Source organism: Micromonospora sp. NBC_00389 (assembly GCF_036059255.1).
Lineage (GTDB): Bacteria > Actinomycetota > Actinomycetes > Mycobacteriales > Micromonosporaceae > Micromonospora.
The window spans coordinates 5,014,165-5,029,979 of sequence record NZ_CP107947.1; the positions used below are offsets into that span (position 1 = coordinate 5,014,165).

Annotated in this window: 8 protein-coding genes; 3 read left to right on the top strand and 5 right to left on the bottom strand. The window is 72.8% G+C overall.

Annotated features, from left to right (window positions below; genetic code table 11):
• Positions 1 to 104 precede the first annotated feature (104 nt).
• Entirely contained in the window at positions 105 to 845 is a 741-nt protein-coding gene (locus tag OG470_RS23775; protein WP_328415585.1) for a hypothetical protein, read from the bottom strand.
• A gap of 77 nt (positions 846 to 922) precedes the next feature.
• On the bottom strand, positions 923 to 3,106 hold the full coding sequence (locus OG470_RS23780) for a hypothetical protein (RefSeq protein ID WP_328415587.1): 2,184 nt from the start codon (positions 3,104 to 3,106) through the stop codon (positions 923 to 925).
• A 468-nt stretch (positions 3,107 to 3,574) separates the two neighbouring features.
• Between OG470_RS23780 and OG470_RS23785 the strand changes: the two genes are divergently transcribed.
• Entirely contained in the window at positions 3,575 to 4,468 is an 894-nt protein-coding gene (locus tag OG470_RS23785; RefSeq protein ID WP_328415589.1) for an NAD-dependent epimerase/dehydratase family protein, read from the top strand.
• A 6-nt stretch (positions 4,469 to 4,474) separates the two neighbouring features.
• Here the strand turns inward: OG470_RS23785 and OG470_RS23790 are convergent, their stop codons facing one another.
• Positions 4,475 to 5,572 (bottom strand): glycoside hydrolase family protein, encoded by a 1,098-nt coding sequence (locus tag OG470_RS23790; protein ID WP_328415590.1) that lies wholly within the window; start codon positions 5,570 to 5,572, stop codon positions 4,475 to 4,477.
• A gap of 248 nt (positions 5,573 to 5,820) precedes the next feature.
• On the opposite strand from OG470_RS23790, the gene OG470_RS23795 reads away from it, so the two are divergent.
• Positions 5,821 to 8,577 (top strand): family 78 glycoside hydrolase catalytic domain, encoded by a 2,757-nt coding sequence (locus tag OG470_RS23795; RefSeq protein WP_328415592.1) that lies wholly within the window; start codon positions 5,821 to 5,823, stop codon positions 8,575 to 8,577.
• 65 nt (positions 8,578 to 8,642) lie between these two features.
• Complete coding sequence (locus OG470_RS23800; protein WP_328415594.1) at positions 8,643 to 13,283, top strand: family 78 glycoside hydrolase catalytic domain; 4,641 nt, start codon at positions 8,643 to 8,645, stop codon at positions 13,281 to 13,283.
• A gap of 70 nt (positions 13,284 to 13,353) precedes the next feature.
• Here OG470_RS23800 and OG470_RS23805 read toward each other — a convergent pair whose 3' ends face one another.
• Together OG470_RS23805 and OG470_RS23810 are read right to left on the bottom strand one after the other, a co-directional pair.
• Positions 13,354 to 14,385, bottom strand: coding sequence for a LacI family DNA-binding transcriptional regulator (locus OG470_RS23805; protein ID WP_328415596.1), 1,032 nt, complete (start codon positions 14,383 to 14,385; stop codon positions 13,354 to 13,356).
• A gap of 203 nt (positions 14,386 to 14,588) precedes the next feature.
• A complete protein-coding gene (locus tag OG470_RS23810; RefSeq protein ID WP_328415598.1) occupies positions 14,589 to 15,812 on the bottom strand; it encodes an RNA polymerase sigma factor in 1,224 nt (407 codons plus the stop codon).
• Positions 15,813 to 15,815: the final 3 nt, after the last annotated feature.

A 15,815-nucleotide genomic window follows, 5' to 3' on the forward strand; every position in this document is an offset into this window, starting at 1 on the left:
GGCCATCATCGCCGGGAGCGTCGCTACGTTACCAATCGGTGGCGCTCCGTGTCGTTCCCGACCTCACCGGAGCCGAGCTACACGCCGACAACATCGTGATCCTTCTAGCGGAGGTCCGCGCAGGTGCGCTCGTGCGGCAGCAGCGGCCGGACCACCAGGCGTACCCGGTGTCCCTCGGCCTGCCATCGGGTCTCGCCGCGCGCCGCGCCGGCCTCGGCCAGCAGCGGCGCCAGCGCCGCGCCGTCGACCACGTGGCAGGGCCGCTGGGGTGCGCCGTCCATCGCGGACAGGGGCACGTCCAGCGGCCAGGGCCGTACGTCGGAGTCGTTCTCGGAATCGGCCACCACCAGCACCGCCGCCCGCTGCGGCAGGTACTCGCCGGCGTCGACGCCGGAGGCCGCAGCGGTCTTGGCGAACGCGATCACCTCGCCACGGTTACCGCCCTCGTCGGGCGACGGCTGCGTCACCGTCGTCTCGTACGTGTCGCCTGTCGTGGTCAGCCGCACGGTGAGCGTGGCCGCGTCGGTGACGTCCTGCGGATAGTCGCGCTCGGTGAAGAGGCCCGCGTCGTCCGCCCGTTGGAACAGCGCGTCGATCTGTGCCGCCGAGAGCGTCCGGCGATGGCCCGTCAGGAGCGCACCCCGGTCGTCACCTCGGGTCACGGCGGTGCCGTCGCCGTAGAGCGTGAGCGCCGGCAGCGCCCACTGCTCGGCGGCGGGGGCGAAACCGCCGTGCCGGTCGACCTCGGCGATCACGGTGTCCGCGCCGGTCGGTGGCCGGGCTGCCGGTCGGTCACCGCAGGCAGTGAGGAGAAGGACCGCGCAGAGCAGCAGACGTCGGGTCATCACCGTTGGACGCTCCATCTGCCGGTACGGGTTCCGGCGGGCACCCGAGAGTGGGTACCCGCCGGAACCTCACCTGATCAGGAACGGGTCAGCGTGTAGGTGCCGTTGCCCGCTCGGTTGGCGATGATCACGCCGACGCAGCCGTCGGCCGGTGTCGTGTATGCGAGCGACTCCGGTTGGCCCGCCCCGGTCCCGGTCGCGGCCGCCGCGCTGGCCCGGTCCCGTACGTACGTGGCCGGCGCGCCGGCCGTCGAGGACACCACGAACAGTTCGGCGTCCTGGCTCGGGTCGCCCGGCGTGACGGTGAATGTCACCTGCTGGCCGGCGGTGAGGCAGGAGTTCCAGATCGCGGCCACGTCACCCGTGCCCATCTGCCGCTTCGCGGTGTCGACCAGTGTCTGGCCGCTGTCGGCCAGCTCGATGGTGTACGCCCCCGTGCCGGTGACCCGGTGCACCCGCGGGTAGTAGTCGCCGAGCGGGCGCCGCCCGGCCGTGGAGTCGACCGCGACGAAGTCCGTCACGTCGACGCCGAGCAGGCTCTCCTCCAGCCGCTGGGTCTGCGCCCGGTCGTCGAAGAGCGTCACGTCGTCGTCCCCGCCCGTTGGCGGGCGGACCGCGACGACCGACCATGCCTCGTGCCGCGTGTCGTACCGGAAGTTCTGGTCGTTCGGCGGCGTCGTGGCGGTCACCTCGGAACCGTCGGTCAACGCCCGGCGGAACCCGTAGTCGATCGTGTTCTGGAACAGCGATCCGAGCGCCGGGTCGCCGACCTCGTGGCCGTCCTGGCCGCGCGCCGACCAGTAGGCGGCGAAGCTGGTCACCCGGTGATCCAGGAAGGTGTCCCACACGTTCGTCAGCGTGTCGCGGTACGCGTCGGTGCCCTCGGTGCCGGTGTCCAGCAGGTCCCAGATTGCGCCGGCGACGCGGCCCTCGACCTGGTCGCCATCGTCCCAGTCGGGGGTGCCCCAGGTCGCGGTGTCGATGTTGCCGTAGCCGGGCAGGTCGGGGTTGTTCAGCACGGCGGCGCCGAACCAGTCGGCGAAGCCCTCCGACCAGGCGCAGGCCGGGCCGGACCGGCGGGTGAGGTAGTGCGTTGGGCTGCACTCCGAGCCGATCTGCGGGTAGTTGTCCTCGTAGACGTCGTCCATGACACCGTGACCGAGTTCGTGGATCACCACCCACGGATTGCCCGGGTCGGCGGCGAGCAGCCGGACCTCGTCGTCGCTGGGGTCGTAGTAGGTGCCCTCGGTCGAGCCCGGCTCCCACTCGATGTCGATGTTCTGGCAGCTCTCGTCGCGGCTGTCCCAGCAGTCGCCGGGCGTCCAGGCCAGCGCGTCGTCGGCGGTGTCGTACGCGTGGTACGCCGGCATCAACGTCGTGTCCGCGGTGTGCAGCTGTCCGTAGTCGTACGTGCGGCCGTTGCCCAGGTTGTCACGGGTGGTGCTGCGGAACGCGTATGCGTCGTCGTCCGAGTCCTCCACCTTGTACTGCGTGCCCTCGGTGACCGCCCGGACGTACACGTCCTGGCCACCGCCGCCGATGCCGTCGTCGTTGTTGAAGCAGGCGCGGTAGGCGCCGGCGCCGTCGGTGAGCCCGGCCGCGAGCAGGTCGTCGCCGAAGGTGTCGTCGTCCCACACCTGGTACTGCAGGTTCTTCGACGGGTGCCAGGCGCCGTTGTTGTCGCTGTAGTTGAAGCTGCCCGTCACGCAGGTGACCTGGGCGGGCGCCGCACCGGGCGACCGGATGTCGTCGCTGTGCGGCGTGGGCAGCCCGGCGGTGCTCGCGGGACGGTAGGGCACCGACGGGTTGGCCGGGACGACCGGCGTTCCGGCCGGAGTCTGTGCGGCCTCCGCGTCACCGTCGGCCTTGCCCAGTCGGGACTCGCGGGCCGTGGCGCCGATCGTGACCGGCACGTGGACCTCGTCGCTGCCGAGAACGGGCCCGCCGGCGGACGTCGCCTGCACCCGCAGGACCGTGGGGCCGATGCCCGTGGCGATCAGGTCGGTCTGGTAGCGCAGGACGCGGCCGGGTGCCGCGTCGACGGTGGTGCTGATCGTGGTGACCTCGCCCGCGTCGGACGGCACCCGGGACACGGCCCGGGCCGCGGTGAAGCCGGCCGGGGTCGCGGCCGGGCGCAGGGCCGACGGCAGCGCGACCCGCACCCGCAGGTCGTCGATCGCCACCTGGGCGTCGACGGTGACGGTGAGCCGGGCGGTCTGCCCGGTGGCCGGTGCCCGGTCGAGTGCCGCGGTGACCGTCACGCAGCGCAGCCACTCTGAGGAGGTCGGCGCGCACTGCGCCCCGGTCTTCCCCGAAGCCGGTGATGCCGGTGCGGCGGTGGCTGGTGTTCCGGCACCGGCGACGATGATCAGTGCCGCGGCGGCGTTGGAAACCAGGCCTTCGTACGATGACGCGGTGACGTGCGGTGGTGCATGTGCCCTCCCCGTGGTGCGGCGTTGCTCCGATGGACGGGTCGCCGACGGGGTGGACAGGGTGCCGTTGGACGCCACCGAGACCGGTTGCCGCACGGCACACAGGTGCCCTGGGCAGTTCGGTATCGATCCCCGCATCGACGAACTTCGCTAAGCTACCAATGGGTAAAGATCGATGCCATTCGATGTCAGGCAGCTGACAGCCGGATTGTCGGTGTCTGCCGATCGGTGCCTGTCGTCACCAGGCGGGCTGCACCCGCGTGCGAGGCGCCGCACCACGCCGGAGAAGATGTGGTCATGACCGTTTCCGCACTGCCCACGCGCGTCGTCGTCACCGGTGCCACCGGCAAGCTCGGGCGCGCCGTCGTCGCGCACCTGCGCGCCGTGGGCGTCGACGTGCTGGCGGTCGACCGCGCGGGCGGACGCGACCCCCGTGACGTCGACGGCGAGTTCCTCCTGGTCGACCTCACCGACTACGGGCAGGTGGTGGAGGCGTTCACCGGCGGCGCCGACGAGCACGCCGGCGGCGTCGACGCGATCGTGCACCTGGCGGCGGTCCCGGCCCCCGGGCTCCAGTCCAACGCGACCACCTTCGCGAACAACTCCGCCGCGACGTACAACGTCTTCGCGGCGGCCAGGGCGGCGGGCATCAAGCGGGTGGTGTGGGCGTCGAGTGAGACCGTGCTGGGGCTGCCGTTCGACACCCCGCCGCCGTACGCGCCGGTCGACGAGGAGTACGCGCCGCGACCGGAGTCGACGTACTCGCTGAACAAGGCGCTGGAGGAGGAGATGGCGCGGCACTTCTGCCGCTGGGACCCGGAGCTGATCATGGTGGGTCTGCGGTTCTCCAACGTGATGGACGTCGAGGACTACGCACCGTTCCCCTCGTTCGACGCGGACCCGCAGCTGCGCCGGTGGAACCTGTGGGGCTACATCGACGCCCGCGACGGGGCCCAGGCGGTCGAGCGGGCGCTGGTCCACGACCAGCCCGGCGCTGACGTCTTCATCATCGCCAACGCCGACACGGTCATGAGCCGGTCCAGTGCCAGCCTGATGGCCGAGGTCTACCCGGCCGTCGAGGTCCGTAAGGAGTTGGGCGAGCACGAGACCCTGCTCAGCATCGACAAGGCGCGACGGGTGCTGGGTTACGAGCCCCGCCACTCGTGGCGGAACCACGTCAACCCGACGTAGCCCGAGTCAGCGCGCGGACTGGTAGGCCCGGCCGACGGCGGTCGCTGCGCTGCCGGTACGGAAGAGCCCGGTCTGGTCCTTGTCGGTGGCGGGCAGGCCGAACCAGGCGTACCGGTGCAGCCAGGTCAGCCCGCTCAGCATCCGGGTCGCCGCGGTGAGGAACGCGGCCTGCTGTGCCTGGCTCGGGAAGCGGACGCCGTTGGAGAAGTCGATCAGGGCGAACTCGGTGAGCCAGATCGGCAGCCGGTAGCGGTCGTGGACCGCCTGGAGGTACGACTTGAGCTGGTTGACGGCGTTGGCGGTGGTGAAGTCACCGCCGTACCAGTGCAGGGCGATGAAGTCGACCCGGTAGCCGCGTTCCTTCGCGCCGGACATGAATCGATCCAGCCACTCGCTGGGCCGGTCCCCGCCCCACGCCACCGCCGGGCTGCCCAGCGGGAGGCCGGTCGCCTCCAGTTGCGGCCACAGCTCCAGCGCCTGTTCGACGCTCATGTTCGCCTGGCCGCCCATGTCCGGCTCGTTGAACCCGAGCAGCTGTCGACCGTTCCGCTTGGCCTGTTGCAGATTGCTGGCAGTGACGCTCTTCGCCCCCCAGATCATCGGGACGAACTCGCTGCCCTTCGGGGTGGTGACGCCCTGGTGGCCCACGTTCCACGTGTAGTACCAACTGGCCGTCGAGTTGGCCAGTGCCTGGCTGACGCCGTCGAACGTCCAGACGCCGACGCCCTTCTTCTTCGAGGTCACCCCGGGCGCCGCCGGGGCGGCCGGGCGCGCGGTCGTCGGCTTCGGCGTCGGGGTGGTCGGGGTCGCCGTCGGGGTCGCAGGGCCGGCGGGGGAGGTGGCGGTGGGTGGGCTGGCCGGCGGGGTCGTCGATGCCCTGGCATCGACCGCCTGCGTCGCGGCCGGGGCGGGTGCGGATCCGGTCGGTTGGACCACGACGAGCACCCCGATCACCAGTACGGCGACCACGGCGGCCACGGAGATCGGCCACAGCACACGCGTCGCGCCGAGCGGGAGGCGGCTGCGCAGCCCGCGTCGACGTTTCGCGTGGTTGCCCCTGGTCACCGCTCCGGTGTCGGCTCCACCCTGACCGGGTCCGCGCATCGTCTCGTCTCCTTCACGTGGTCGTGTCTGGGAGCCGGTGAGGGCAAGCCCGCCATCGCCTCCCTTCAGGAGACTGGCCGGCCGGACCGGGATAACAGTTTCCGGCGCGGCTGGAACCGACCGCAGTGAACATCTTCACTTGACCACAACGAGCGCGTAGCCTGCCTGAAACGATTCATTGAGCGGAGGCCCGCGTGACTCGTCATATTCTCGGATTTCAGCCAGCGGCTCGACGGCGCCGAACAGCGGTGCTCCTGGCAGCGACGACGGTCGTGGCGGTCGTCCTCACCGGAGCCCCACCTGCGCTGGCATCCCGCGGCCACGCGCCGGGCGCACCGGTCTCGCTGACGGTCGGCGACCGAAGTCGCCCGCTCAACGTCGAGGGCGTCCCCAGGTTCGGCTGGCTGCCCCGGGACGCCGATCCCGGTGAGACGCAGACCGCGTACCGGATCACCGTTACCGCAACCGGCGGCGACCGGGTCTGGGACTCCGGCAAGGTCGCGTCCGACCAGCAGTCCTACGTGGCGTACGCGGGGCCTGCCCTGCGCCCGGGCGCGGCGTACGAGTGGACGGTCCGCACCTGGGACCGCACCGACCGGCAGTCCCCGCCCGCGACCGGCGCCTTCGAGACCGGCATCGCCGACACCCAGTGGGAGGGCGCGAGCTGGATCCGGCGCGCCACCACCGAGGCCGACGACTACACGCTGGCCCGCATCGAGGTACGCCCCAACGCCAGCCGCGTGGTCCGGGCCCGCGCCTACACGGCCGCCGACCACACCTACGAGCTCTACCTCAACGGCACGCGCGCCGACCGGGGCACCTCCTTTGCCTACCCGGGGGAGGACTACTACCAGGCCGCCGACGTCACCAGGCTGGTGAAAGCCGGCAAGCCGCTCGTGATCGGGGCGCGCTACCACTGGTACGGCAGCGGCCAGGGCCGCCCGACCGGTGCCCGTGGCCTGCTGGTGAAGCTGGTCGTCGAGCACGCCGACGGCACCCGGGAGGTGTACGGCACCGACGGCTCCTGGCGGGTCGCCCGGGACACGCAGTTCGTGGCGAACGCGGAGCGCCGCAACGGCGAGGGTGACCGGGTCGAGCGGCAGGACGCCCGCGCCGAGGTCGCCGGCTGGATGCGGCCCGGCTACGACGACAATGCCGCTGGCTTCACCGCCGCCGAGGTGCTCGGTGCACATCCGACCGCGTCGTCTCCGCACCTGATCGGGCAGGAGACCCGGCTGACCGAGACCAGCGCCGCGCCGGTCGCGCTGCGCACCGCCGCCGACGGCACGGTGGTCGCCGACTTCGGCGTGGTCATCCCCGCCCGTCCGGTCGTCCGGTTCGACGCCGGCGTGGCCGGGCGCACCGTCGACCTACGGGCCGGCTACACCCTCACCGACACCGGCCGGGTCGCCACGTCCACCCTGGAGTCTCAGGGCACCGCCATGAGCTTCCCCTACCTCCAGAAGGACGGGTCGCAGGAGTTCCGGGCCTTCACCCACCTCGGCTTCCGCTACCTGGAGATCCCCGGCGCCGGTGAGGAAATCTCGGCGCGCGACGTCTCCGCAGTCGTGGTGCACACCGACGTCCCCGCCGGTCGGGAGGCGAGCTTCACCAGCTCGAACGCGACCCTCGACGCGGTGTGGACGATGATGAAGCGGTCCGCGATCTACTCCGTGCAGGAGGCGTTCGTCGACACTCCCACCCGGGAGAAGGGCCAGTTCCTCGGCGACGCCGCAAACATCTCGTACGCCACGATGGCCGCCTTCGGCGAGCGCGACGCCACCCAGCAGGCCATCCGCGAGTTCCTCCGCTCGGCCTCCCGCTACTGGACCGCCGAGGCCGACCGTGGCCGCTACAACGCCGTCTACCCCAACGGCGACGGCAAGCGGGACATCCCCGACTACTCGCTGATGTTCGTCGACTGGGTGTGGCGGTATTGGACCGAGACCGGCGACCGGGAGTTGCTGGCCGAGGCGTACCCGGCCATCCGCGACACCGCCGAGTACGTGCTGCGCCACATCCCGGCCACCGGCCCCACCGCCGGCCTGGTCACCGACCTGTCCGGCGGGAGCGGCGCCTACCGCTACGGCATCATCGACTGGCCCGAACCCGGCCGCTTCGGCTACGACATGACGACCGCCGCCCGGACCACCATCAACGCTCAGGGCGTCGACGTGCTGCGGACCACCGCCCGGATGGCCGAGGCCCTCGGTCGGCCCGCCGAGGAGGTGACCGCGTACGACGGGCGGGCCGCCGACCTCACCGACGCGGTCAACATCGCGCTGCGCGCCGCCGACGGCAGTTATGTCGACGGGCTGTCCGCCACCGGCGAGCGCAGCGGCCACGCCGGGCAGCACGCCACGTCGTACGCCATCGCCCATGGGCTGGCCCCTCGGGTCGACCTGCCGGCGCTGGCCGACCACGTCGCGTCGATGGGCATGAAGCAGGGGCCGATGACCGCCCACTGGCTGCTGCGGGCGCTCGCCGACGCCGACCGGCCCGACGCGGTGCTGCGGCTGCTGACCAACCCGGACGACCTGGGCTGGGCGAACATCCTCGCCCAGGGCGGCACCTTCACCTGGGAGGCCTGGACCCTCGATCCCGGCAGCAACTTCAGCCAGTCGCACGGCTGGGGCGCGCAGGCGGTGGTCGACGTGCAGGAGACCCTGCTCGGCGTTCGCACCGCCAGCCCGGGAGCCGCGGTGGTCGACGTCGTCCCGCCCGCCGTCGGGCTCGACCGGGCGAGCGGCACGGTGCCGACCCAGCGCGGCCCGGTCCGTCTCGACTGGCGACGTACCGGCGCGGGCCTCCGCGTCGACCTCGACGTGCCGGTCAACGCCACCGCCCGGGTCGCGCTGCCCGTCACCCCCGGAAAGTCCTACCGGGCCGCTGGTCCGAGCAAGGCCACCTTCGTCGGGATCGAGGACGGTCGCGCCGTCTTCCAGGTGGGCTCCGGCCGGTCCAGCTTCCACCCGGTCGCCGGTCCGGCGGCCCAGCCCCGCTGACTCCCGTTCGGGGCCGACCATCGGCCCAGCCACCACACCACCACCAAAGGATGAGGACTGGAATGATGCGCACGACGCGGCGCCGCGCCGCACTCTCCTCGCTTCTCGTGCTACTGCTCGGCCTGACGCCGATGGTGGTGCCGGGCCCGGCCACTGCCGCCCCGGCCCCGGCGCTGACGGCGACCGGCCTGACCACGGAACGGGCCACCGATCCGATCGGGCTGGACGTGGCGAAGCCCCGCCTCGGCTGGCGGATCGAAGCCACCGCCCGGGGCATGCTCCAGGAGTCGTACCAGGTGCGGGTCGCCACCAGCCCGGGCCGGCTGGGTGACGCCGACGTCTGGGACAGTGGCCGGGTCCGGTCGCGGGAAAGCACCCTCGTCCCGTACGCCGGCCCGCAGCTACGACCACGGACCCGGTACGCCTGGCAGGTCCGGGTCTGGGACGCCGCCGGCCGCGCCTCCGGGTGGAGCGCGCCAGCGTCCTGGGAGACCGGCGTACGGGGTGGCGACGGCTGGCAGGCCGACTGGATCGGAATGCCGTCGCCCACCGAGTCGTGGACCGACTACACGGTGCAGACGACGGTACGGCTGGAACGCGACGCGGCCGGGATCTACCTGCGCGCCAGCGGCCCGGCGAATGCGTACATGTGGCAGTTCTCCAGCACCGGCGGCAGTGCCAAGCTGCGCCCGCACGTACGGGTCAACGGCGCCTGGACCCTGCTCAAGGAGGTGCCGCTCGGCGGGGTCGTACCGGCCGACAAGCTGACCGCACCGCACACCCTGCGCATCACCGCGGCCGGTGACACCATCACCACCTGGGTCGACGGCACCCAGGTCGACGTCACCCAGAGCACCGCGCACCGGGCGGGTTCGGTCGGCCTGCGTACCAACGGGTTGGAGACCGGCGTGTTCTCCGACTTCTCGGTGACCAGCGGCAGCGAGACCCTCTTCGCGGCGCCGCTCACCGACGGCGCGAACCCGTTCGGCGCGGGCACGGCCACCGAGGGCGGCCTGCGGGTCAGCGGCGACACCGAGGCCATGCTCACCGCGCTGGACGCGAATCCGCTGCTGCGTCGGGGCTTCCGGGTCGACGGCAAGGTCGCCCGAGCCCGGATCTACGCCACCGCGCTCGGTGTCTACCAGTTGTCGCTCAACGGTCAGCGGGTCGGCGACCACGAACTGGCACCCGGCTGGACCGACTATGCCAAGCGGGTGCAGTACCAGACGTACGACGTGACCGGTCAGCTCCGCTCGGGCGACAACGCTCTCGGCGCGTTGCTCGGCGACGGCTGGTACGCCGGCAGCATCGCCTGGTTCGGCAGCGGCATCTACGGCTCCCGGCCGCACCTGAGCGCGCAACTGCTGATCGACTACACCGACGGGCGCAGCGCGACGATCGGCACCGACGGCTCGTGGCGTGCCACGGCCGGGCCGTTCGTGCAGAGCGACCTGATCCACGGTGAGACCTACGACGCGCGGCTGCTGCCGGCTGGCTGGGACCGGCCCGGGTTCGACGACTCCGCCTGGTCGCCCGCCACCGTCGACGACGTCGACGCCACCGACCGGATCGTCGCCCAGGTCGACCCGCCGGTGCGGGTCACGCAGGAGTTGCCGGCCCGGGCGCTGACCCAGCCCACCCCCGGCACCTGGATCTTCGACCTCGGCCAGAACATGGTGGGCAAGGTCCGGCTGAAGGTCGCCGGCGCGGCCGGCGCCACGGTACGCATCCGGCACGCCGAGGTGCTCAACCCGGACGGCACCGCCTACACGGCCAACCTGCGTTCGGCCCGGGCCACCGACCACTACACGCTGCGCGGCGGCGGGGCGGAGGTCTACGAGCCCACGTTCACCTTCCACGGCTTCCGCTACGTCGAGCTGACCGGCTATCCGGGCACCCCCGACCTGTCCTCGGTGACCGGCCTGGTCATGCACACCGACGGGGAGCTCACCAGCGAGTTCGAGACCTCCAACGCCATGGTGAACAAGCTGCACAGCAACATCACCTGGGGACAGCGCGGCAACTTCCTGTCCATCCCCACCGACACTCCGGCCCGGGATGAGCGGCTCGGCTGGACCGGAGACATCAACGTCTTCGCCAACACCGCAACGTTCAACATGGACAGCCTGACGTTCCTCACCAAGTGGTTGCAGGACCTGCGGGACGCGCAGTCGGCCAACGGCGCCTACCCCGACGTCGCCCCCCGCGCCTGCTGCGGGGACGGCGCGACCGGATGGGCCGACGCCGGGATCACCGTGCCGTACGCGCTCTGGCAGCGCTACGGTGACACCCGGGTGGTCGAGGACCACTACGCGTCGATGGTGCGGTACGCGTCCTGGTTGGAGAGCACCAGCTCGGGCAACCTGCGGACCAACGCCGGCCCGTACCTCGACTGGCTCAACCTCGACGACCCGACGCCCGCCGGTGTCGTCGGCACCGCCTACTACGCCTACAGCATCCGGCTGTTGGCCCAGATGGCCGGCGCCCTCGGCAAGGACGCCGACGCCGCTCGGTACACGGCGTTGTCCAAGGACATCGCGCAGGCGTTCGTCGATGAGTACGTCTCGGCCGACGGCACGGTGCAGGGCGACAGCCAGACCGGGTACGTGCTGGCCATTGGCATGGGCCTCCTGCCGGACCCGGTGCGGGCCAAGGCCGCCGACCGGCTGGTCGCCAACGTGCAACGGCACGACTGGCACCTCTCCACCGGCTTCCTCGGCACTCCGGACCTGCTGCCGGCGCTCAGTGACACCGGGCACCTGGACGTCGCGTACCGGCTGCTGCTCAACGACACCTATCCGTCGTGGGGTTACGAGATCGCCAAGGGCGCGACCACGATCTGGGAGCGGTGGGACTCGATCAAACCCGACGGCAGCTTCGGCGACGTGGGGATGAACTCCTTCAACCACTACGCGTACGGCGCGGTGGGCGACTGGATGTACCGGACCGTGGCCGGCATCGCCCCCGACGCCGGCAACCCCGGGTACTCGCACCTCACGTTCGCCCCCCAGCCGGGTGGTGACCTCACCTCGGCCAAGGCGACGTACCGCTCGGCGTACGGGTCGATCGGCAGCGACTGGGCCCTCGACGAGCGCGGGGACATGCGGCTGCGCCTCACCCTGCCGGCGAACACCACGGCGACGGTACGCCTGCCGGCACCCGGGCGGAACGCGGTCACCGAGGGCGGCCGGCCGGCTGAGCGGGCCGACGGTGTGCGGTTCGTCCGGATGGACGGCACGGTCGCCGTCTACGAGATCGGGTCCGGCAGCTACTCCTTCGCCATCGACCGGGTGCTCGGCGACCTGGGCGACGCCAACGACACGGCACGGGAGCTGGTGACGCTCACCGACCAGCTCGCCGGTGAGCTGGGTCGACCGACGGCCGAGTACCTGCGGGGCCGGTTCGGCCGACTGTCCGCCGAGACGACGGCGGCGCGGACGGCGTACCTGGCGGGCAACTCCCGTTCCGCCGCCGGTGACGTGCATCGGGCCCTGGCGACCGCCGCCGACACGGCCCGGTGGCTGCGGACCCAGGTCGCGGCGGGTCGCCTCGACCAGGCCGACGCCGACCGGTTCACCGTGCTGCTCACCCGGGTCGACCAGCGGCTCTCCGCGGCGTCGTCGACCCTGGTCGGCGCCGTGGTCAAGCTCGACCTGCCGGTGGGGGAGCGGCTGCCCGGCGAGGTCGTACGCGCCACCGTCGCGGTGGCCAACGGCGGGCGGGACCCGCTGACCGGGGTGACCTCCGACCTGCGGGTGCCCGACGGCTGGACGGTGACCCCGGTCGGCAAGCGGGCCACCACGGTCGCGCCGGGCGGCACCGTCAGTCACCGCTACGACCTGCGGATCCCCGCCGGTCAGGCACCGGCGACCTGGTCCGTCGACGGCTCGGCCAGCTACCGCCACCGGGGCGGCACGGCCACCCTGCCCGTCGCGGGAACGGTCGTCGTCGCGCCGACGGTGCAGATCGTGTCGGCGGCCCCGGTCCCGGCCGACGTCACGCCGGGCGCGGCGACGACGGTCGGCACGGTGCTGCGCAACCGGGCCGGCGTGCGGGTGACGGGGCAGCTCGCCGTCACCGCGCCGGACGGCTGGCGGGTGGCCCCGGCCAGCGCCGGGTACGACCTCGCCCCGGGCGCGGAGACCACCGTGTCGACCGTCCTCACCGCGCCGGTGTCGGTGACGCAGGGGCCGGTGGAGGTCACGGTGGCCACCGGCGCCACGGCGGCCGAACGGCGTGCCCTCACGGTGCCGGTCCGGTTCGACAACCCGCCGCCGGGTGCGTACGACCACGTCGACCTCGGTGACGCGGCGTCCGAGCAGGCGCACCGTCTCGCGGCCTCGACCTACTCGGCCACCAGCAGCGAGGCCGGGCTGACCCGCCGGTACACCGACACGACCCGTCCCGGCGGCTGGTTCGAGTTCGACCTCGCCGTCCGGCCCGGCGAGCCGTTCGTGCTGCGGGCGATCGAGACGTACGACGGGCCGCAGTTGAAGGACTACGAGGTGGTGGTGGACGGGGTGGTGGCGCACACCCGCTCGTGGCAGCGCACGGTGGGCGGGGCTGGCACGGTCAGCTACCAGTTCGTCGTCGACCTGCCGGAGGCCACCGGCGACGGGGCCGTGCGGGTGCGGTTCCGGGACACCGGTGTCGGCTACGACCCGTCGATCGCCGACGTCTGGGCCACGGCCGTCCCGGCGGGCTGACCCAGGCGCGCGTTGACAAGGAGCCGGGCGGGCAACCGCCCGGCTCCTCGTCGTCGAGGAGCGGCCGTCGTCAGCGCCGGGCGCGCCGGGGTTGGTCGCTGGAGCGGCGGACGACCAGCTCCGGCTGGAACACCACGTGCCGGTGCTGGTGCCTGTCGCCGGCCTCGGCCTCCTCCAGCAGCAGCTGCGCGGCGGTACGGCCGAGCTGGTCGCGGGGCTGGCGCACCGACGACAGCGGCACCGCGGCCGCGTCGGCGAACTCGATGTCGTCGTACCCGACGATGGCCACGTCGGCCGGCACCCGCAGGCCGCGCGCGGTCAGCTCCTGGAGTACGCCGAGGGCGATCAGGTCGTTGGCGCAGAAGACGGCGGTGGGGCGCTGCCGGGCCGGCAGCGTCAGCAGCTCCTCGGCGGCGCGCCGCCCGGCGGCGACGGTCAGGCTGGTGGTCACCGCCACCCGGAGTTCGGCGTCGCTGCCCCGTTCCTCCAGGGCTGCGGCGGCGCCGGCGTGCCGGTCGGCGACCTGGGCGATGGAGAGCGGGCCGCCGAGGTAGGCGATGCGGTGGTGGCCCTGGTCCAGCAGGTGGTCCATGGCGAGCCGGCCGCCGAGGACGTCGTCGACCGCCACCGAGCACCGGTTCACCCGGCCGGTGCCCCGGTCCACCAGCACCACCGGGATGCCCCGGTCGATGAGCCTGTCCAGGTTGGGTTGGGGGCCGTGGTCGACGGGGGTGATGAGCACACCACGGACCCGCTGCTCCTCCAGCAGCTCCAGGTGGCGGCGCTCGCGGGCGCCGTCCTCGCCGCTGTTGCAGACGACGAGCATGGCGCCGGCTTCCTCGATCACCTGTTCGGCGCCCCGGACAACGTCGGTGAAGAACGGGTTGGCCACGTCCAGCACGACGATGGCGACGGTGCGGCTGTGCCCGGCGCGCAGTTGACGCGCGGAGTCGTTGCGGACGTAGCCGAGGGTGGTGATGGCGTCGAGCACCCGCTGGCGGGTGGCCGGGGCGACCATGTCGGGCCGGTTGAGCACGTTGCTCACCGTGCCGAGAGAGACGCCGGCGTGCCGGGCGACCTCCTTGATGTTCGCCGTTGCCATGGCTCCCTCGACGCTCCGTACGGTGGTCGCGGCCCCACGCCCGGCGCGGGCTTCGCGGTCGCGGCGACCCCCGAACACGTCGCGCGGGACGGCTCGACCGGGTCGCCCCGGCAGTGTATAGCTGCTAAAACGTTTCATCCAGCCGAGTCGCGCCGCCGCGCAGCGGATCGCACGTCTTCATCTCGACCGCCGATCGTCCGACATCACGTTCCGCGAGCCGATCCGCTGGCGGGACAAGCTCGCGCGTGGGCGGCCTGGCGGACCAGGTGGTCGCGCTCGGCGACGTTCGTGGCCCGGCGGGCCGCCTCTGCGTACGCCGAGGCGGCGGCGGGCAGGTCGCCATCGAGCTCGTGCAGGTGCCCGCGCACGGCGTGCCACCGGTGCCGCTCGCCGATCACCTCGCGCAGCCGGTCCGTCTCGCGCAGCCCGGAGGCGGCACCGAGGACGTGGCCGACCGCGACCGCGCGGCCGAGTACCGCGGCGGGGTCCTGGCGCACGGGGTCGTCGGTCAGCGCGACGAGGTCGTCGTACCAGGCGAGGATCTGCGGCCAGTCGGTCTCCTCGGCGCTCGCCGCGTCGTCGTGCAGGGCGGCGATCGCGGCCTCGACCTGGTAGCGGCCCGGGCGCCGCTCTTCGGTCTGCATGGCGAGCGCCGACTGCAGGACGCGCACGCCCTCGGCGATCTCGCGCGTGTCCCACCGGCCGCGGTCCTGCCGGTCGAGCGTGACGATCCGGCCCTCGGGATCGAGCCGCGCCGGGAGCCGGGCGTGGTTCAGCAGCATCAGCGCGAGCAGCCCACGCGCCTCGGGCTCCTCCGTGGCCAGGGTGAGCTGACGGGCGAGCCGGATCGCCTCGCCGGCCAGGTCCACCCGGCCCGCGTGGCCGGCGGTGTAGACGAGGTAGAGCACGCGCAGCACGACGGCGAGGTCGCCGGGCTGGTCCAGGCGGCGCCCGCGCAGGGTGCGCTTGGCGCGGCTGATCCGCTGCGCCATCGTCGCCTCGGGGACGTAGAAGGCGTCGGCGATCTCCCGGGTGGTGAGGCCGCCGACGGCGCGCAGGGTCAGCGCCACCTGGGACGTGGGCGCGAGGTCCGGGTGACAGCAGCAGAAGAGCAGGAAGAGGGTGTCGTCGCCCTCCTCCGTGGCGGCCGGCCGCGGCTGCGCGTACGTCGTCTCCTCGCGGCGGTGTCGGGCGGCCTCGCTGCGGTGGGCGTCGACAAGCCGCCGCGTCGCGACCGTGGTCAGCCACGCGCGCGGGTCGCGAGGCGGATGCTCGGGCCAGACCCGGAGCGCCTCCAGCAGCGCCTCCTGGAGCGCGTCCTCGGCGGCGTCGAAGCCCTCGCCCCGGCGGACCAGGCCCGCGAGTACCCGCGGGACGAGGGCACGCAACGCGCCCTCGTCCCGTCGGTGCACCGGTTCGTCGGTCACGCC

Excerpts from the sequence above, each read along its gene's own strand:
- OG470_RS23775 (WP_328415585.1), bottom strand. The coding sequence starts at position 845 with ATGACCCGACGTCTGCTGCTCTGCGCGGTCCTTCTCCTCACTGCCTGC.
- OG470_RS23805 (WP_328415596.1), bottom strand. The coding sequence starts at position 14,385 with ATGGCAACGGCGAACATCAAGGAGGTCGCCCGGCACGCCGGCGTCTCT.
- OG470_RS23790 (WP_328415590.1), bottom strand. The coding sequence starts at position 5,572 with ATGCGCGGACCCGGTCAGGGTGGAGCCGACACCGGAGCGGTGACCAGG.
- OG470_RS23800 (WP_328415594.1), top strand. The coding sequence starts at position 8,643 with ATGCGCACGACGCGGCGCCGCGCCGCACTCTCCTCGCTTCTCGTGCTA.
- OG470_RS23785 (WP_328415589.1), top strand. The coding sequence starts at position 3,575 with ATGACCGTTTCCGCACTGCCCACGCGCGTCGTCGTCACCGGTGCCACC.